Source organism: Bosea sp. 124 (genome assembly GCF_003046175.1).
In the GTDB taxonomy this organism is placed as follows: Bacteria; Pseudomonadota; Alphaproteobacteria; order Rhizobiales; family Beijerinckiaceae; genus Allobosea.
On sequence record NZ_PZZM01000001.1, the window covers coordinates 3,325,995 to 3,344,137 of the forward strand.

Genomic DNA, 18,143 nt, shown 5'->3' on the forward strand with positions numbered 1-18,143 from the left:
GGCGAGGGCATGCCCGGTGCAGGCCCGAGCATGACGGCCGAGATCATGCATTTCAGCAATACTGAAAATGTTAAACTGCTTCATTGCAACTGAAGCGTCGCGGGATTAGCTTCCCGGTATGAAGCTCGACGCCTGGCTCTCGCAGAACAAGATCGGCCGCAGCGCCTTTGCCAAGCAAGTCGGCCTGTCGCCGGCGAGCGTGACCGCGCTCTGCAACGATCAGAGCGCCTGGATCTCGCGCGAAAGCGCCGAACGCATCGCCGCCGCCACCGGCGGCTCCGTCACCCCCAATGATTTCCTCGGCCTCGTCAGGCCGCGCGAGGCCGCCATGTCGAATACCGTCACAGCCACCATCGAGGCCTTCGCCCGGGGCGAGATCGTCATCGTAACCGACGACGACGACCGCGAGAACGAGGGCGATCTCATCGTCGCGGCCTCGCTCTGCACGCCGGAGAAGATGGCCTTCATCATCCGCAACACCTGCGGCATCGTTTGCGCGCCGCTGACCTCGGGCGAGGCGAGGCGGCTGCGGCTCGACCCGATGGTGTCCTCGAACGACGCGCCGCTCGGCACCGCCTTCACCATCACGGTCGACGTCAAGCATGGACTGACGACGGGCATCTCGGCCGAGCAGCGCTGCAACACGGTGCGGGCGCTGGCCAACGGCAATATGGGGGCCGGCGATTTCGTGCGGCCCGGCCATGTCTTCCCGCTGATCGCCAAGGATGGCGGCGTGCTGATGCGCTCGGGCCATACGGAAGCGGCGGTCGATCTCTGCAAGCTCGCCGAACTGCCTCCGGTCGGGGTGATCTGCGAACTCGCCAATGACGACGGCACGGTGATGAAGGGTGCCCAGATCACCGCCTTTGCCCAGAAGCATGGGTTGAAGCAGATCACGGTCGCCGATCTGATCGCCTATCGCCAGTCGCGCGAGAAGCTGGTCGAACGGGTTCACAGTTTCCCGGTCAAGACCGCTTTCGGCGAGATGACCGGCCATGTCTACGTCACGCCTTTCGAGGACACGCAGCACTTCGCCTTCGTCATGGGCAAGATCGGCGATGGCGAGAAGATTCCGGCCCGGCTGCACCGCGCCGATGTCGTGTCCGACGTGCTTGGCGGGGCCGTCACGATCCAGTGCGCGCTGCGCCGGTTCCAGCAGGACGGGCGCGGCGTGCTGATCTATCTGCGCGACGGCTCGGCCGGTGTGCCGATCAAGGGCGTCGATGAGGACTCGGATGCGTTGCGAAACCAGCAATGGCGCGAGGTCGGCCTCGGCGCCCAGATCCTGCGCGATCTCGGCGTTGGCTCGATTGTGAACCTCGCCTCGTCGCCGCGGTCCTTCGTGGGCCTGAGCGGCTTCGGCATCGAGATCGCAGACACCCAGCCGCTGGAGTGAGAACGCTTTCGCAGTTCGCCCTGACGATCGCCGACCGCGGCAGAAGGTCTGCTAAACCCAGTCGGCCCGGTTGCCGGTGACGGTCAGGATCTTGCCCTGCCAGATCTCGACCATCGAGGCCTTCTGCGGCGGCACGGCGCCAACCAAAGCGAGAATGGCACGGGCGACGCCGCCATGGCTGACGATGACGGTCTCGCCCGGCAGTTCTTCCAGCACGGGCCGGATGCGATCGGCCAGCATGGCGTAGCTTTCGCCGCCAGGAGGCACGAAGCTCCATTTGTCGCGTTCGCGCAATTGCGCCTGCTCGCGCTCGGCCTTGCGGATGTCGCGCCAGGTGAAGCCTTCCCAGGAACCGAATGTCAGCTCCTTCAGCCGGTCGTCGAGTCGGTAGGCGCCCGGCGGCAGTCCGAGTTCGGCGCGCAGGATGTCCATGGTCTCGCGGGCGCGATGCATCGGCGAGCCGATGAAGTCGAGCGTGGCGAAGCCCGGGACCAGCGTGCGCAGGCGCCCGGCCGCCTCGGCCGCCTGGCGACGGCCGAGATCGTTGAGCGGAATGTCCTGCCCGCCCTGCAGGCGGCCCTCGCGATTCCAGTCGGTCTCGCCGTGGCGAACGAGGATGAGCCGGTGCGGGAGCGTGATCGGGAGCATGGCCGGGCTTCTGCACGCTGCCGGCCGCAAGGTCAAAGCGCCGTGCCGGATCGGGGCCATGCGTCGCGGCCATGACAGCGGCCTGTTGTTTCCATTGGCCTGTCGCGTGGCGGCGGTCTATAGGCGCCTCTCCGCCCTTTCGGATGGTTCCCGATGCCGCCGGCTCTCACCTTGCCCGATGGTCGCAGGCTCGCCCTCGACGCTGCGCCCCTTCTGATGGGCATCGTCAACATCACGCCGGATTCCTTTTCAGATGGCGGCAAGCTGCGTGACGCGGCCGGCGCGATCGCGCATGGCGTGACGCTCGTCGCGGCAGGCGCCGACATCGTCGACATCGGTGGCGAATCGACCAGGCCCGGTCACGCCCCTCTCGATGCCGCGACCGAACTCGCCCGCGTCCTTCCGGTGATCGCGGGCCTGAGCGAGCGGACCCGGGCGCCGCTGTCGATCGACACCTGGAAGGCCGAGGTCGCGGAGGCCGCGCTGAAGGCCGGCGCCTCGATCGTCAACGATGTCTGGGGCGCGCAGCGCGATCCGGCCATCGCCGGGGTCGCGGCCCGGCATGGTGCGCCGATCATCCTGATGCACAACCGCGAGACCGTCGATCCGGGGCTCGACATTCTGTCTGACGTGATGCGGTTCCTTGATGCTTCGATCGGCGTTGCTCTGGCGGCGGGCGTCCCGCGCGAACAGATCGTCGTCGATCCCGGCATCGGCCTGTTCGGCAAGACGCCGGAGCAGTCGCTGCTGCTGATTCGTGAACTGGCGAAACTCAAGGACCTCGGCTGTCCGATCCTGCTCGGCGCCTCGCGCAAATCGGTGATCGGGGTCATTACTGGCCAGAGCGTTCCGGCCGATCGTGTCGCCGGCAGCATCGCGGCCCATCTTTATGGGGCGACGCAGGGAGCGGCGATCATCCGTGTCCACGATGTCAGCGAACATGCGCAGGCGTTCAAGGTCTGGGCCGCCATCTCACAGCCCCTGGAGCCCCGCCCGTGAGCGATACCGGCATCATCCTGATCGAGAAGCTCGACATCTATGCCTATCACGGCTTCTTTTCGGAGGAGGAGCGGCTCGGGCAGCGCTTCGTGCTCGACCTCGTGCTGGAAACCGACCTGCGCGCCTCGGCGATCAGCGACGCGCTCGCCGACACCGTGAATTACGGCAAGGTCGTCGGCGTGGTCACTGAGGTCTTCACCAGCCGCCGCTTCAACCTGCTGGAGGCGGCGGCACGGGCCGTGGCCCATGCCGTGCTCGATGGCTTTCCGCCAGTCACGCGCGTCGAGGTGACGCTGCGCAAGCCCGCCCCCCCGATCCACGCCACGCTCGCCAGCGTCGGCATCACGCTGAGCTATCGGCGTGAGAGTTGAGGCCACGCTGGGGTTCGGCGGCAATCTGGGCGATCCGGTCGCGGCCTTCGCTACGGCGCTGAAGGCGCTTGCGGGCCATGACGGCATCGCGGTGAAGCGGCTGTCCTCGGTCTACCGGACGCCGCCCTGGGGTAAGCTCGACCAGCCCGAATTCCTCAACATGGCGGTGCTGCTGGAGACGGAGATGCCGGCGCGCGCGTTGCTGGCGGCGTGCCTCAAACTGGAGCGTGCCGGCGGCCGCGAGCGGCGCGAGCGCTGGGGGCCCCGGACGATCGACATCGACATCCTGAGCTATGGCGGCGAGACGATCGACGAACCGGGTCTGCAAATTCCGCATCCGCGCATCGCCGAGCGCGCCTTCGTGCTGGCACCGCTGGCGGAGATCGCGCCGGAACTTCAAATCGGGGGGCGAGCCGTCGTGGCCCTGCTCGAAGCCGTCACAGACGAATCGATCCGCCGCGACGGTGTCGCGACGGATCGATTGAAGGGTCTGCTGGCAGGCTAGTTCAGTCGCCCTTGTCGAGCGAGATGTCGGGCGCGGTCGGCACCTTCATGCCGACGACATGGTAGCCCGCATCGACATGCAGAATTTCGCCGGTGATGCCGCGCGACATGTCGGAGACCAGGAATACGGCCGTCTCGCCGACCTCCTCGATCGTGACCGTGCGGCGCAACGGCGAGTTGTACTCGTTCCAGCGCAGGATATAGCGGAAATCGCCGATGCCCGAGGCGGCCAGCGTCTTGATCGGCCCGGCCGAGATCGCGTTGACGCGGATCTTCGAGGGACCGAGATCGGCGGCGAGATACTGCACGCTCGATTCGAGTGCGGCCTTGGCGACGCCCATGACGTTGTAATGCGGCATCCATTTCTCGGCGCCGTAATAGGTCAGTGTCAGCATCGAGCCGCCATCGGTCATCAGCTTCTCGGCGCGCTGTGTGACGGCGGTGAAGGAGTAGCAGGAGATCAGCAGCGACTTGGTGAAGTTCGCCTCACTGGTCTCGACATAGCGCCCGGTCAGCTCGTCCTTGTCGGAGAAGGCGATGCAGTGGACGACGAAGTCGAGCTTGCCCCAGAGCTTCTCGACCTCGGCGAAGACGGCGTCGATGGAGGCGCCGTCGGTGACGTCGCAATGGCCGACGACATGGCCGCCGAGTTCCTTCGCCAGCGGCTCGACGCGCTTCTTGAGCGCATCGCCCTGATAGGTGAAGGCGAGCTCGGCGCCGGCATCGGCGGCGGCCTTGGCGATGCCCCAGGCGATCGAGCGGTTGTTGGCGACGCCCATGACGAGGCCCCGCTTGCCCTTGAGAAGATTGGCGGTCGGCCGGGCGACGGCATTGGAATCAGGCATCTGGGACCCGCGAACTGGATAAAGTCGAGGGGTCTCTTAGAACATGGCGGCCAAAAGTGGAAACCGGTTTTGGCGCAAACGCGCCATCGCACGCACGTTCCCCGGGCTTCATCGCGAAGAGCGCTCCGGACCATCGCGTCTCGAAAGGGACTCGGGAAGGCCTGTCCGCACGCACCCGAGGATCTTCCGAGGTGCCGCTTCCGCGGCGCCCCGGGACGGCGCGGACGGACCGAACGGCGTCTGGCCGATCCGCGTTACTCCGTCCGCGCCTTCATCAGCGCGGTCAGTTCGGCATCGTTCTCCGGCATCTCGATGTCGATGGCGACGAAGAGATCGCCGACCTTGCCCGCTTCGCCCTTGAGACCCTTGCCACGCAGGCGAAACGACTTGGTCGTGCCGGTCAGCGGCGGAATCTTCATCTCGACGGTGCCGGTCAGGGTCGGCACATGCAGCGGCCCGCCGAGGATCGCCCTGGCGAGCGGCACCGGCACCCGGGTACGCAAATCATTGCCTTCCACGGTGAAGCGCGAATCAGGCCTGACTTTGATCGTCATCAACACGTCGCCGGCCTGGCCGGAAAATGGATCGGTCTGGCCGAGTCCGCGCAGCCGCATCACCTTGCCGTCGGCGACGCCCTCGGGGATCGTGACCTCGACCTCGCGTCCGCCCGGCAACCTGACGCGCCGCGTTGCGCCGGTCACCGCCTGGGCCAGCGTCACCTCGAGCGTGAAACTCTGCTCCGGGGGCTTTTGCGCCTCGGGGCGGGTCTTGCCGGCGCGCCTTGCGGCATCGCCGAACAGCGAGCCGAAGATGTCTGCCGGATCGAAGCCCGCGCCCGCACCCGCACCTCCGCCTGCGCTGCCGGCGCCGAAGGGGTGGCCGCCGCCCTGGCCGAAATTGAACTCGAATCCGCCGGCCCGGCCGCCGCGCCCGGCGCCCATGCCCTCGAAGCCCTGAAATTTGGGCTTGCCCTCGGCGTCGATCTCGCCGCGGTCGAACTGCTTGCGCTTGGTCTCGTCGCCGACGATCTCATAGGCGCCGTTGAGCTCTGAAAAGCGGTCCTGCGCCTTGGGATCGTCCTGGTTGCGGTCAGGATGCAGATCCTTGGCGCGGCGGCGATAGGCCTTCTTGATATCCGCCTCGCTCGCCGTGCGGGCGACACCCAGAATCTGATACGGGTCGCGCATTCATGAACCCCATTGGCAATGCTGACGGGCCGGCCCGGGCGCGCCGGAGCCAACTCTGATCTCAAGAGCCTTATCTGGGAATGGTGTGGCCTGAACGCAACAGGCGGTCGCGCATGATCGAGGCCGCGCGGCTTTGGCCGCCGTCAGGTCGCGCCCTTCCAGGGCTCCATATCCTTGACCAGCCATTCCCCGCCCGAGGGCCGGCAGGCCGTGCCCTGCAGTTTGGAAGGTTTGGTCTGCGTCTGGACGCTGGCGATGAAGGCGCGGCAGATCTCGTCCGAGCGCAGGAACGGGCCACCTACGGGGATGAAGGAGCCCTTCACCCCGCTTTGCGGGTTGTCCCAGGAGACCGCGGCGCCGTTACCCTGTGGATCGAGCGCCACGGCCATCGCGCCATCGGCCCGTCGCAGGTCCTCGGGGCCGAGTTCGGAGGAAAGCGAGGCGAGGGGGCCGGGCTTGCTGGAGCCTCGCGCCGGCAGCACCGAGGAGGTCGTGGCGACGTCGTCCTCGGCCTTGCTCGAGAGGCCCAGAATCGGAAAAGAGACGGAGCATCCGGCTGCGGCGAGGCCCAGACAGGCAGCGCTGGCGGCAGCGAGCCGGCGCATGGCGGAGGCGCGCTGCGGAAGGCTTTGGAACGCCCCGGTCGCTGCCCTATATAGTCGTCCCGACTTGACCAAGATCACCGCTCGCGCTCGCCCAAACGCAACACCCCAGATGCACCGAGGATTAGACACGTGGAACGGTTAACGAGCGGTGACTTCACGCAGGAACAGGATCCTTTCGCGCTGTTCCATGACTGGTTCGAAGAGGCCAAGACGAGCGAGCCCAACGACCCTCATGCCATGGCGCTCTCCACCGTCGATGCCGAAGGCATGCCCAACAGCCGCATGGTGCTGCTGAACGGGCGCGACGGCGAGGATTTCGTCTTCTACACCAACACGCAGAGCCAGAAGGGCGAGGAACTGCTCGGCCAGCCCAAGGCCGCCGCCCTGTTCCACTGGAAGAGCCTGCGCCGCCAGATCCGGATTCGCGGTCCTGTCTCCGTCGTCAGCGACGAGATGGCCGATGCCTATTTTCAATCTCGCCCGCGCGACAGCCGGATCGGCGCCTGGGCGTCGCAGCAGTCGCGCCCGCTGGAGAGCCGCTTCGCACTGGAGAAGGCGGTCGCGGTCCAGGTCGCCAAATTCGGGCTGGGCGCGATCCCGCGCCCGCCGCACTGGACCGGCTTTCGCATCACGCCGGTCTATCTCGAATTCTGGAAGGACGGAGCTTTCCGCCTTCATGACCGCGTCGTCTTCCGCCGGCCGCGTGCTGGCGAGCCCTGGGCGCGTGCCCGCCTTTATCCGTGAGGACACGAAGCCAGATGGCGATGCCAAAATTCGATTTCCCTAAGACCGAGGCGGGCAAGCGCCCGGTGATGCTGCTGACGGGGGCGAGCCGCGGCATCGGCCATGCGACCGTCATGCAGTTCGCGATGGCGGGCTGGCGGATCCTGTCCTGCTCGCGGCAGGCCTTCTCCGACAAATGTCCCTGGCCGTCGGGCGCCGACGACCATGTCCAGATCGATCTCGGCGACCCCGAGGACACGATGCGCGGCATCGCCGAGATCAAGAAGCGGCTGGCGGCCGAGGGCGGCAAGCTCAACGCGCTGGTCAATAATGCCGGCATCTCGCCCAAGGGGCCGGGTGGGGAACGACTCGGCGCGGCGACGACCTCCTTCAACGACTGGCACAAGGTCTTCCAGGTCAATTTCTTCGCCCCGATCATGCTGGCGCGCGGCCTGCTCGACGAATTGACGGCGGCGAAGGGCACGATCGTCAACGTCACCTCGATCGCCGGCTCGCGCGTCCATCCCTTCGCCGGCGCGGCCTATGCGACCTCGAAGGCGGCGCTCGCCAGCCTGACGCGCGAGATGGCCTCGGATTTCGGCCCGCTTGGCATCCGGGTCAATTCGATTTCGCCCGGCGAGATCGATACCGCGATCCTCTCGCCCGGCACAGAGAAGATCGTCGCGACCCTGCCGATGGGCCGTCTCGGCAAGACCGAGGAGGTCGCCCGCGCGATCCATTTCCTCTGCACCGATGCCTCGAGCTACGTCACCGGCGCGGAACTGCACATCAATGGCGGGCAGCACGTATGAAGCCGGGCCGCCGGCGATGAGCGGCGGGAGCGGGCAGGTCATCCGCTTCCCGGTGACGGGCAAGGCGCCGGCCCGCCCCGTGCTGGCGGCATCGGTTGCGGTCTTCAGGCACGGCAAGGTGCTGCTCGCGACGCGGACGAAGCCGCCGGCCGACCAGCTCTGGTCGCTGCCGGGCGGCAAGGTGGAGGCCGGCGAGACGCTCGAACAGGCCGCGCTGCGCGAGCTGGAGGAGGAGGTCGGCGTCTCGGCCCGCATTCTCGGCTTCAACCGCCATGTCGAAATCTTCGGCCGCGATGCGGCGGGCGAGATCACGCATCATTTCGTCGTCGCTTCCTTCGTCGGGGAATGGCTTTCCGGCGAGCCACAGACCGGCCCGGAAGCCGGCGCGGTGATGTGGGCCGATCCGCTCAGGCTTGGCGGCCTGCCGACGACGCGCGAACTCGCGGATGTGCTGCGCCGCGCCCGCGGCATCCTGATCGAAGCCGGAGGCGACGCATGAGGCGGGCCGCGCTGTGCCTGCTCGCGCTGCTGCTGGCGGGGGTGCCAACCGGCGCAGCGCTGGCGCAGCAGCGCCCACCGGCCGCGGCGAAGCCGGCCGAACCCGCTCCAGCGCCCGAGCCGCCACCACCGCCCTACGAGCCGCAACTGCTGAAGCTCGCCGAGATCATGGGGTCGCTGGCCTATCTCCGCACGCTCTGTGCCGGCAAGGAAGCGCAGGACTGGCGCAACCGCATGACCGCCCTGGTCGAGGCCGAAGGCCGGACGCCGGTGCGGCGCGAGCGCCTGACCAGCGCCTATAACCGCGGCTTCCGGGCCTATTCGCAGACGCACCGCGCCTGCACCGACGGCAGCCAGGAGGCTTCGACGCGCCTGGCGGGGGAGGGCGAGCGCCTCGCTCGCGCATTGGCCGGCCGCTATGGCGGATAGGTGACAGGGCGCGCCGAACTGAATTTTCCCGCGCGATTTGCCCGGCTGCGTTAACCTTTCCTAAAGGGCACGGTAGCGTCCCGCTCTGGCACGGCCTATGTTTCAGATGACGTCGATCGTCGCGAAGCGGGCCGGAACTGGCACGATTCGCGCCAGGCAAGACAAGCATTCGCGCGATAACGAGCCCGTTCAAGCAAGCCGCAGAGCCCTCGCCTTCATGTCCATCATTTCCGACGACCTGCCGCTTGACCTCACCCTCGCCGAGGAGAGCCACGACGCGCGCCGCGTCGCCTATGGCTATGTCGAGGACGCTTTCGCCGAGGCCCAGCAGGACGGGCTGGACAGCGACGCGCTGGCTCATGCAGCGCTCTTCGCTGCCTTCCGCACGCTGGTTGAGACTTATGGCGAGGAGGCGACAGCCGTCTTCGCCGAAGCCCTGCCGGACAAGCTGCGCGGCGGTGCGTTCAGCAGCGGGACGCGGCACTGAGCCGGGCTCCAACCTGAGCGCATGATGCGCCGGGTGCGGTGTTCGTTCACCCGCTGCTGTGTTTGTTCCCATGGCCTTGACGGCGGCTGCTGCGCCTCTATCGTGAATCTTGATCAAGGTTCTTCGGTCGTTTTCGGCCGAAGCTAAGAGGGAATTCGGTGAGGCGTTCAGCGCCGAAGCCGAGGCTGCCCCCGCAACTGTAAGCGGCGAGCTCTCTGTCCATTGTCCACTGGCGCACCCTGCGCCGGGAAGGCCGGGCGGAACAGGCCCCGACCCGCGAGCCAGGAGACCTGCCCTGATCGACTGAACGGTCTTTCGGGCGGGGTGTCCTGATCGGTCGTGCGCGAACGGGCCGGGCCTTCAAATCCCCGAAGGCTCCTCGCGCGCGCCCGTCGCATGCCCCTCAATCGTCACGGGGTTAGCGATGATGCAGACGTCTTTTTCAAACAGCCAGCAGTATGGCGGGCAATCCGGGCACACGGTGCCGCTTGCTGATGGCATGAGAAATTGTAATGTTATTACATTTCATGTAGGCGTTGAACCCGCCGCGGCGCGCGCTGTCGCGCCGTCCTGCCTACGTTTCAAGCCGGATTTCATGATGACCCGATCTGCCCGTGGCCTGCGCCATTCCCTGCGCGCGTTCGCCCTTGCCCTGTCGTTTCTCGCCGGGGGCGTCGCCTCGGCCCGCGCCGAAGCGACGCGCTATCCGGTGACGGTCGAGAATTGCGGGCATCAGGTCACCTTCGAGAAGGCGCCGAAGCGCGTCGTCGCAATCGGTCAGACCCAGACCGAAATCCTCTACGCGCTGGGTCTCGGCGACCGGGTCGTCGGCACCGCCGTCTGGTTCAGCCCGGTGGCGAAGCGCTTCGAGGCGGCGAATGCCGGGGTGAAGCGGCTGTCCGATAACGATCCGAGCTTCGAGGCCGTCGTCGCGCAGGAGCCCGATCTCGTCACCGCGATGTTCGAATGGCATGTCGGCCCCAACGGCATCGTCGGCAAGCGCGACCAGTTCGCGAAGCTGAAGGTGCCAGCCTATGTCTCGCCGTCCGATTGCGTCGGCAAGGATAATTCCGGTGCCGGCGACGGCATCCGCACGCAGATGTTCACCATGGAACTGGTCTATCGCAACATCCGCGAGTTCGGGCTGGTGTTCGATGTCGCGGACCGGGCCGAAGCGCTGATCGCGGAACTCAAGGCGCGTGAGGCGAAGGCCGTGGCGGCTGTCGCGGGCAATGCGGCCAAGGACATCCCAGTCACCGTCTGGTTCTCGAGCAAGGACGTCAAGGGCGATGCCTTCCTGGCCGGTAAGAATGGCGTTCCGGCCTATATCCTGGCCAAGCTCGGGGCGCGCAACATCATCACCACCAATGAGGAATGGCCGCTCGTCGGCTGGGAAAGCGTGGCTGTCGGCAATCCCGCCGTCATCGTCGTGGTCAAGATGGACCGGCGCCGCTTTCCAGCCGACGATATAGACCTGAAACTGAATTTTCTCAGGACGGATGCGGTCGCCAGCAAGCTCGACGCCGTGCGCCGCAACCGGATCGTCGTGATGGATGTCGGCGCCACCCGCGCCGGCCTCGATACGGTCGATGGCATCGAGGCGCTGGCCAACGCTATCCAGAGCTTCGGGTTCGCCAGGTGAGCCACGCACCGATCGAGCCGAACTGGCCGGCACGGATCGCGATCGTACTCTCGGCGCTGCTGGCGCTGGTGACCGCGATCACGCTCGCCGTCACCATCGGCGAGATGCAGATTCCGCTGTCGACCGCCTTCCAGGCGCTTGGCAACGGGATGTTCGATCTCGGCTATCCGGTCAGCGCGATCCAGCAGGGCGTCATCTTCGATTACCGCTTAAGCCGTGCACTGCTGGCAGCGCTCTGCGGCGGCACGCTGGCCCTGTCGGGCGCGATCTTGCAGGCGCTGCTGCGCAATCCGCTGGCCGAGCCCTATATCCTCGGCATCTCGGCTGGCGCCTCGACGGGGGCGGTCGCGGTGATGATCCTCGGTTTCGGGGGCGCGGTGCTGACGATCTCGGGCGGGGCCTTCCTCGGCGCCGTCGTGGCGCTGCTCGTGGTCGCGCTGCTGGCGACGGGGGCGGGCGGTTCGAGCGACCGCGTGATCCTGGCGGGCGTTGCCGGTTCCCAGCTCTTCAATGCTGCGACGGCAACCATCGTCACGACGCTCGCGAATGCCGAGCAGGCGCGCGGCGTGATGTTCTGGCTGCTCGGCAATTTCGGCGGTGTGCGCTGGCCGGATGTCTGGGTCGCGACGCCGGTCGCGTTGATCTGCTTTGGCGTCTGCATGCTGCACGCCAAGGTGCTCGACGCTTTCGCCTTCGGGGCGGATGCGGCGGCCTCGCTCGGCGTCGCGGTCACGCGGGTGCGGATCGTGCTGTTTGCGACGACGGCGGTGATGACCGCGACCATGGTCAGCATCGTCGGCACGGTCGGCTTCGTCGGGCTGGTCATCCCCCATGCGGCGCGGTTCCTGGTCGGGCCGGCGCATGCGCGGCTGCTGCCGGCCTGCCTGGTGATCGGCGCGATCTTCATGATCCTTGCCGACATCCTGTCGCGCATTCTCGTTCCGCAGCAGATCCTGCCGATCGGCGTCGTCACCGCGCTGTTCGGTGCGCCGGCCTTCGCGCTGATCCTCTACCGCGCGAGGCGCCCGGTATGACGCTCGCAGCCCATGACGTCCGCTGGAGCGCGGCGCGGCGGATGATCGTCGACGGTGTGACGCTGCGGGCCGAACCCGGTCGTATCCTCGGGCTGATTGGCCCCAACGGCTCGGGCAAGTCGAGCCTGCTGCGGCTGCTCTGCCGGCTGCGCAAGGTCGAGAGCGGCGTCGTGACGCTCGACGATCGCGACCTTGCCACGATGGCGCGTCGCGATCTCGCGAAGCGGCTCGCCTTCGTCGAGCAGCAAGCTTCGACCGAGGTGCAGCTTTCGGTTTGCGATGTGGTCAAGCTCGGACGGACACCGCATCGCAGCGCGCTCGCGTCCTGGACGGATGCCGACGAGGCGGCGGTCGAGGCGGCACTCGCGCGCGTCGATATGAGCGAGCGGCATGACCAGCTTTGGCACACGCTGTCGGGCGGCGAGCGCCAGCGCGTCCATATCGCGCGTGCGCTGGCGCAGGAGCCGCGCGAACTCATCCTCGACGAGCCGACCAATCATCTCGACATCCAGCACCAGCTCTCGATTCTGGCGTTGCTGCGGCGGCTCGGCGTGACCTGCATCCTCGCCTTGCACGACCTCAATCTTGCATCGCTGTTCTGCGACGAGATCGCGGTGCTGCACGAGGGCAGGGTGGTGGCGTCGGGCGCGCCGCCGGAGGTGCTGACCGAGGCGCTGATCGCGCGGGTGTTCGGCGTCGCCGTCAGCATCCGCGAGGGAGCCTCGGGCCGGCGCCATATCGAATATCTGATCGACCCGTCCGATGAGGGGGCTGCGGCCTGAGCGGGATGACACAGGATGCCGTCACGGCCTATTGGAGTGCGCGGGCGCCGCAATTCGACGGTGTCGCCTCCCATGTTGCGCAACGGGAGATCTGGCGTGAGGTGCTGGAGGCCGCTTTCGAGGCCGAAGGGCCAAAGGATGTCGTGGATCTCGGGACCGGCACCGGCGCCTGTGCCCTGATCGCCGCCTCGCTCGGCCATCGCGTCACGGGCTATGACGGCTCGCAGGGGATGCTGACGGTGGCGCGGGCCGCCGCGCGGGCGGCACATCTCGACGTCGCTTTCGAGACGGCGGTGATCGACGAGGCGGCGATCGCACCGGCCTCGGCCGACATCGTGACGTTGCGCAATGTGCTGTGGACGCTGGAGCGGCCGATGGATGGCCTGCTGCAGGCACATCGGATCCTGCGGTCGGGCGGAATGGTGCTGGTCTCCGACGGGCTCTGGTCGGTCGCGCCGCAATACCGCTCGACCTATCAGCCGGAGCTTGCAGCGTGCCTGCCGCTGCATGACGGGCTGACGGAGACGCTGGCCCGCCAGATGCTGACCGATGCCGGCTTCGGTGAGGCGCTGTCCTGGCAGCACCTGTTCGCGACGCCGCCCTATCCAGGCGGCGTGCCGATGTTCGTGCTGACGGCGCGCCGGACGTAGGCCGCCGATCGGATCCGGGCGCGTGCGGCGCGGTTGCGCGGCTTCAGGACGCATGAGGGTGGCTCATGTGCATGTTGGCTCATGTGCATGCCGCCCCTATCTGATGCTGCCGGGTGGCGCGGTTGCCCGGAGCAACCCGCGATGAGCGGAGTTGTAGCTCGGACGAGGATGATGATGGACGCGTATCAGGCCAAGCCGGTGATCGAGAACGTCGCGGGCAACCGTTTCGAGATGACGTTCCCCGGCGGGCAGGCCTTCGCGATGTTCCGCCGCGACGGCGACAGGCTGATCGTGACGCATACGGAGGTCCCGGCTGCGTTCAACGGCCAGGGGCTGGGTTCGCGTCTGGCCCTCGGAATGTTCGAGAATGCGCGCGCGACGGGACGCCGGATCGTGCCGGCCTGTTCCTTCGTCGCGGACTGGGCCCGCCGGCATCCCGAATTCGCTGATGTCCTCGCCCGTTACGCGACCTGGCCCGCTGACGACCTGGCCCACTGAAAGCGCCACTCCTTTCCATTCGCACGGACACATCATGGCCAATTCCGCAGGGCGGCAGGAGCTTCGCGTGGCGTTCAAGCGCCTCGAGCGAAGCCTGCCGCCGCGCGTCGCAACCAAGCTGCGCTGGCTGCGCCACCCGGCCTCGCGCTGGGTCCGGGTGCCGTCCGGCGTTGCGCTGGTCGTCGGCGGGGTCTTCTCCTTCCTGCCAGTGCTCGGGGTTTGGATGCTGCCGCTCGGCCTCATGCTGGTCGCCTCCGACGTGCCGGTGCTGCGGCGGCCGATGGCGCGCTTCACGATGTGGGCGATCGACCGGGTCGACGCGTTTGGCAAGCGGAGCAGCTAGGAGCGATCGAGGAGATCTGCCGGAGGCGCCGATCCGTTTGCCTCCATGCAGCGTATTCAATGCAGGTTCCAATCTGCGGCAGATGGTGCGGGCGAGGCCTGCCCTGTACAATCCAGCGGCATACCGGGACGGCGTTCAGAGACGATCGGCGAGACGGCTATGACATTACGGGATACGCAAGCGGAGATTCCCGACCATCGCGCGACACGGCCGCCGGGCCGGAGTCTCGGGCTCTCGCAGATGTTTCTGGGCAAGCTGATGACCCGTCTGGCACGGGGCCGTCTCACGGTCGTGACGCCCGATGGCGTGGCGATGGTGCAGCAGGCGCCGGAGCGGGGCCCGGAAGCCGTGATCGTGCTCCATCGCTGGCGCGCGATCCGGCGGCTCTTGCTGCAAAGCGACATCGGCTTCGCCAGAGCCTATCGCGATGGCGATTTCAGCAGCCCCGACATGACGGCGGTGATCGAGCTTGCGGCGGTGAACGACCACACGCTCAGGGCCCTGATCTCGGGCTCCTGGCCGGCGCGGTTGCTCAACCGCGTGCTGCATCTGGGTCGGGCCAATACGCGCCGTGGCAGCGCCCGCAACATCACCGCGCATTACGATCTGGGCAATGCTTTCTACGCCAAGTGGCTCGACGAGAGCATGACCTATTCGTCGGCGCTCTACACCCAGCCGGGCCAGACGCTGGAGCAGGCGCAGGCGGCCAAGCTCGATCTGATCGTCGCGCGGCTGCAACTCAAGGGCGGCGAGCGCGTGCTCGAAATCGGCTGTGGCTGGGGTGCGCTGGCCGAGAGGCTGGCGCGCGAGGGCTGCCATGTCACGGGCATAACGCTGTCGCCGTCACAGCTCGCCTATGCCCGCGACCGCATCGAGACGGCGGGGCTGTCTGACAGTGTCGACCTGCGCCTGCAGGATTATCGCGACGTCACGGGGCAGTTCGACCGCATCGTCTCGATCGAGATGATCGAGGCGGTCGGACGTGCGTTCTGGCCGAGCTATTTCGCGACATTGCGCAATTGCCTTAAGTCCGACGGTCGGATCGTGCTGCAGGCGATCACGATCGAGGACAGCCGCTTCGCTTCCTATGCGAGCGGCGCCGACTTCATCCAGCACTACATCTTCCCGGGCGGGCTCTTGCCCTCGCAGAGCGCGATGCGCGAGCAGATCGCTGCGGCCGGCCTCAGCCTGGCGGAGCTGGTCTCCTTCGGTGACAGTTACGCGCTGACATTGCAGGAGTGGCGCCGGCGCTTTTTGGTTCAGTGGCAGTCGATCAGTCCGCTCGGCTTCGACGAGGCCTTCCGCCGGCTCTGGGAGTTCTATCTCTGCTATTGCGAGGGTGGCTTCCGCAGCGCGGCGACCGATGTCGGCCTGTTCGCGATCACGGTCGACGAGACGCGCCCGGTTCCGACAACGGCATAACGGACGCGGTCAGCGCCACATGCCGCGCATCTGCGCCCGGATATCGATTCTGGGACCGGCGACGGCACTGCGTTCCCGTCCCGATGCCGCGAGGCGAGGCCACGCGATCTGCTCGAAGCGGGAAAGCAGCAGGTTCGGAATGAAGCGGGTGCGGTTGGCGTAGACGTGCCGGTCGCCGGTGCTCGACTGGCCATGGGTGAAAAAGCGCTGCGGCACCATCAGGTTCAGATCGTCCCGGGCGCGGGTCATCGCGACATAGAGCAGGCGCCGTTCCTCTTCGAGTTCGTCGGGCGAGCCGAGGGCGAGATCGATCGGGATGCAGCCGTCGACGACGTTCATGACGAAGACAGATTTCCATTCCTGGCCCTTGGCCGAGTGGATGGTGGAGAGGATCAGATAGTCCTCGTCGAGATGCGGCACGCCCGGCTGGTCGCTGGTCGCGTCAGGCGGGTCGAGCGTCAGTTCGGTCAGGAAGCGCTCGCGCGAGGGATAGCCGCCGGCGATCTGCTCAAGCTGGACGAGGTCGGCCTGCCGCGTCGTCGCATCCTCGTGGATGCGCTCGAGATGCGGCTCGTACCAGTGTCGGGCGCGGGCGATGTCGGCGGGCCAGCTGGTGCCGGTGCCGTGCAGATCGGCGATCGCGGCGAGGAAACCGGGCCAGTCCTCGCCGGCACGCGGCGGTGCGGGGACATCCCGCAGGGCTGCGAGCGGATCGGCTGCCCCCGCGACATGGTCGAGCACGCGCTGGGCCGAGGTTGGCCCGACGCCGGGCAGGAGTTGAAGGATACGGAAGCCGGCGACGCGGTCGCGCGGGTTCTCGACGAAGCGCAGCAGGGCCAGCAGGTCCTTGATATGGGCGGCATCGAGGAATTTCAGGCCGCCGAACTTGACGAAGGGAATGTTTCGCCGCGTCAGCTCGATTTCGAGCGGGCCGCTGTGATGCGAGGCCCGGAACAGGACCGCCTGCTGCTTCAGGAGCGAGCCTTCCTCTCGGTTCTGCAGCACGCGTTCGGCAATGAAGCGGGCCTGGTCGGCCTCGTCGCGGATGGTGACGAGGCGGGGTGGGGCGCCGCTTGCGCGGTCGGTCCAGAGGTTCTTGGTGAAGCGCTCCGATGCGAGATCGATGACGCCGTTGGCGGCCGCGAGGATCGCGCCGGTCGAACGGTAGTTCTGGTCGAGGGTGACGATCTCGGCCGGCGGCGAGAACGCGGCCGGGAAGTCGAGAATGTTGCGGATCGTGGCGGCGCGGAAGGAGTAGATCGACTGCGCGTCGTCGCCAACCACGGTCAGGCCGCGGCCGTCCGGCTTCATCGCCAGCAGGATCGAGGACTGCAGCCGGTTGGTGTCCTGATACTCGTCCACCATGACATGGTCGAAGCGCGCGCCGATTCCGGCTGCGAGGTCGGGATCGGCCATGGTCTGGGCCCAGTAAAGCAGGAGATCGTCGTAATCGAGGACGTTTTGCCGCTGCTTGGCCTCGACATAGGCTGCGAAAAGCTCGCGCAATTCGGCCGCCCAGGCGACGCACCAGGGAAAACTGCGGCCGAGCACGGTTTCGATCGGCAGTTCGGCGTTCACGCAGCGGGAATAAATCGCAAGACAGGTGCCCTTGGTCGGGAAGCGTGTCTGCGTCTTCGAGAAGCCGAGTTCGTGACGGACGAGGTTCATCAGGTCGGCGGCGTCTTCCCGGTCATGGATCGTGAAGGCGGGGTCTAGCCCGATCTGCTCGGCGCAGTCGCGCAGCAGGCGCGAGCCGATGCCGTGAAAGGTACCGGCCCAGGTCAGGGCTTCCGCGAACGCAGCGGCGCTCTCGCCCAGCACCTTGCGCGCGATGCGCTCGACGCGGCGCGTCATCTCCGCGGCAGCCCGGCGCGAGAATGTCATCAGCAGGATGCGGTGGGGATCGGCGCCGCTGACGATCAGATGCGCGACACGGTGGGCCAGAGTGTTGGTCTTGCCCGAGCCCGCGCCGGCGATGACGAGCAGGGGGGACGCCGCCTGGCCGGGCTGTCCATGCGTGACCGCCCGCCGCTGGGCAGGGTTCAGGGCATCGAGGTAGCCGGGAGTGGGCAGGACCGAATCGAGCGCGAGCATGATGCGGATTCGACCACGTTTCGTGTTTTGTTCGCAATGGCCGAAGCGCGATCGCGATCGCGCCCTATTCGATCCGGGTGCCGGGGTGCCGCCGCCGCGATGCCGATCGCATGGGAGGCGCTCGACGACACCACGCCGGGCGCCTTCAAGGCGAGCCGGATCCGTTATGAAGGC

Annotated in this window: 21 protein-coding genes and 1 riboswitch; of the genes, 16 read left to right on the plus strand and 5 right to left on the minus strand. The window is 67.2% G+C overall.

Translation table 11 applies throughout. The features are described from left to right. Positions 1–118 precede the first annotated feature (118 nt). Positions 119–1,396: a 3,4-dihydroxy-2-butanone-4-phosphate synthase gene (gene ribB / locus C8D03_RS15770; protein WP_108047537.1), complete on the plus strand. Its 1,278-nt coding sequence runs from the start codon at positions 119–121 to the stop codon at positions 1,394–1,396. 51 nt (positions 1,397–1,447) lie between these two features. Here the strand turns inward: ribB and C8D03_RS15775 are convergent, their stop codons facing one another. Continuing rightward, positions 1,448–2,044, minus strand: a complete 597-nt coding sequence (locus C8D03_RS15775; protein WP_108047539.1) for a histidine phosphatase family protein — start codon at positions 2,042–2,044, stop codon at positions 1,448–1,450. Between the two features lie 153 nt (positions 2,045–2,197). Between C8D03_RS15775 and folP the strand changes: the two genes are divergently transcribed. From folP to folK, 3 genes are read left to right on the plus strand one after another with little or no spacing between them, the layout of a single operon-like run. Further along, the gene (gene folP, locus C8D03_RS15780) at positions 2,198–3,043 is read left to right on the plus strand and encodes a dihydropteroate synthase (protein WP_108047542.1); all 846 of its coding nucleotides are present in this window, start codon (positions 2,198–2,200) and stop codon (positions 3,041–3,043) included. Continuing rightward, complete coding sequence (gene folB / locus C8D03_RS15785) at positions 3,040–3,414, plus strand: dihydroneopterin aldolase (RefSeq protein WP_181301008.1); 375 nt, start codon at positions 3,040–3,042, stop codon at positions 3,412–3,414. The genes folP and folB overlap by 4 nt, the downstream gene beginning before the upstream one ends. Then, positions 3,404–3,919 carry a 2-amino-4-hydroxy-6-hydroxymethyldihydropteridine diphosphokinase gene (gene folK / locus C8D03_RS15790; RefSeq protein WP_248308496.1) on the plus strand — a complete coding sequence of 172 codons (516 nt, stop codon included), beginning with the start codon at positions 3,404–3,406 and terminating at the stop codon, positions 3,917–3,919. Before folB ends, folK begins: the two co-directional genes overlap by 11 nt. A 1-nt stretch (position 3,920) precedes the next feature. Here folK and fabI read toward each other — a convergent pair whose 3' ends face one another. The 3 genes from fabI to C8D03_RS15805 all read right to left on the minus strand — a co-directional run bounded on the left by fabI (position 3,921) and on the right by C8D03_RS15805 (position 6,555). Beyond that, positions 3,921–4,763, minus strand: coding sequence for an enoyl-ACP reductase FabI (fabI, locus tag C8D03_RS15795; RefSeq protein ID WP_108047548.1), 843 nt, complete (start codon positions 4,761–4,763; stop codon positions 3,921–3,923). Between the two features lie 254 nt (positions 4,764–5,017). Continuing rightward, positions 5,018–5,950 (minus strand): DnaJ C-terminal domain-containing protein, encoded by a 933-nt coding sequence (locus C8D03_RS15800; protein WP_108047550.1) that lies wholly within the window; start codon positions 5,948–5,950, stop codon positions 5,018–5,020. Between the two features lie 143 nt (positions 5,951–6,093). Then, positions 6,094–6,555 carry an RT0821/Lpp0805 family surface protein gene (locus C8D03_RS15805; RefSeq protein WP_108047552.1) on the minus strand — a complete coding sequence of 154 codons (462 nt, stop codon included), beginning with the start codon at positions 6,553–6,555 and terminating at the stop codon, positions 6,094–6,096. A 129-nt stretch (positions 6,556–6,684) separates the two neighbouring features. Here C8D03_RS15805 and pdxH point away from each other — a divergent pair, with 129 nt between their 5' ends. From pdxH to C8D03_RS15865, 12 genes are all read left to right on the plus strand, one after another. After that, positions 6,685–7,299, plus strand: coding sequence for a pyridoxamine 5'-phosphate oxidase (pdxH, locus tag C8D03_RS15810; protein ID WP_181301010.1), 615 nt, complete (start codon positions 6,685–6,687; stop codon positions 7,297–7,299). A 14-nt stretch (positions 7,300–7,313) separates the two neighbouring features. Continuing rightward, entirely contained in the window at positions 7,314–8,090 is a 777-nt protein-coding gene (locus C8D03_RS15815) for an SDR family NAD(P)-dependent oxidoreductase (protein ID WP_465246446.1), read from the plus strand. Continuing rightward, positions 8,071–8,589 (plus strand): NUDIX hydrolase, encoded by a 519-nt coding sequence (locus C8D03_RS15820; protein WP_248308497.1) that lies wholly within the window; start codon positions 8,071–8,073, stop codon positions 8,587–8,589. The genes C8D03_RS15815 and C8D03_RS15820 overlap by 20 nt, the downstream gene beginning before the upstream one ends. Next, complete coding sequence (locus tag C8D03_RS15825) at positions 8,586–9,017, plus strand: TIGR02301 family protein (RefSeq protein WP_108047556.1); 432 nt, start codon at positions 8,586–8,588, stop codon at positions 9,015–9,017. Before C8D03_RS15820 ends, C8D03_RS15825 begins: the two co-directional genes overlap by 4 nt. A 217-nt stretch (positions 9,018–9,234) precedes the next feature. After that, a complete protein-coding gene (locus C8D03_RS15830; RefSeq protein ID WP_248308498.1) occupies positions 9,235–9,504 on the plus strand; it encodes a hypothetical protein in 270 nt (89 codons plus the stop codon). 99 nt (positions 9,505–9,603) lie between these two features. Further along, positions 9,604–9,816: riboswitch (cobalamin riboswitch) on the plus strand. Positions 9,817–10,135: 319 nt separating this feature from the next. Next, a complete protein-coding gene (locus C8D03_RS15835) occupies positions 10,136–11,146 on the plus strand; it encodes an ABC transporter substrate-binding protein (protein WP_465246473.1) in 1,011 nt (336 codons plus the stop codon). Then, on the plus strand, positions 11,143–12,180 hold the full coding sequence (locus C8D03_RS15840; protein ID WP_108047558.1) for a FecCD family ABC transporter permease: 1,038 nt from the start codon (positions 11,143–11,145) through the stop codon (positions 12,178–12,180). Before C8D03_RS15835 ends, C8D03_RS15840 begins: the two co-directional genes overlap by 4 nt. Further along, positions 12,177–12,962 (plus strand): ABC transporter ATP-binding protein, encoded by a 786-nt coding sequence (locus tag C8D03_RS15845; RefSeq protein WP_108047560.1) that lies wholly within the window; start codon positions 12,177–12,179, stop codon positions 12,960–12,962. Before C8D03_RS15840 ends, C8D03_RS15845 begins: the two co-directional genes overlap by 4 nt. A 5-nt stretch (positions 12,963–12,967) precedes the next feature. Then, positions 12,968–13,612, plus strand: coding sequence for a class I SAM-dependent methyltransferase (locus tag C8D03_RS15850; protein WP_108047562.1), 645 nt, complete (start codon positions 12,968–12,970; stop codon positions 13,610–13,612). Positions 13,613–13,786: 174 nt separating this feature from the next. After that, positions 13,787–14,110, plus strand: a complete 324-nt coding sequence (locus tag C8D03_RS15855) for a GNAT family N-acetyltransferase (RefSeq protein ID WP_181301012.1) — start codon at positions 13,787–13,789, stop codon at positions 14,108–14,110. Positions 14,111–14,144: 34 nt separating this feature from the next. Continuing rightward, entirely contained in the window at positions 14,145–14,453 is a 309-nt protein-coding gene (locus C8D03_RS15860) for a hypothetical protein (protein ID WP_108047566.1), read from the plus strand. A 159-nt stretch (positions 14,454–14,612) separates the two neighbouring features. Next, positions 14,613–15,875 carry an SAM-dependent methyltransferase gene (locus tag C8D03_RS15865; RefSeq protein ID WP_108047568.1) on the plus strand — a complete coding sequence of 421 codons (1,263 nt, stop codon included), beginning with the start codon at positions 14,613–14,615 and terminating at the stop codon, positions 15,873–15,875. 9 nt (positions 15,876–15,884) lie between these two features. Here C8D03_RS15865 and C8D03_RS15870 read toward each other — a convergent pair whose 3' ends face one another. Beyond that, complete coding sequence (locus tag C8D03_RS15870) at positions 15,885–17,969, minus strand: ATP-dependent helicase (RefSeq protein WP_108047569.1); 2,085 nt, start codon at positions 17,967–17,969, stop codon at positions 15,885–15,887. Positions 17,970–18,143: the final 174 nt, after the last annotated feature.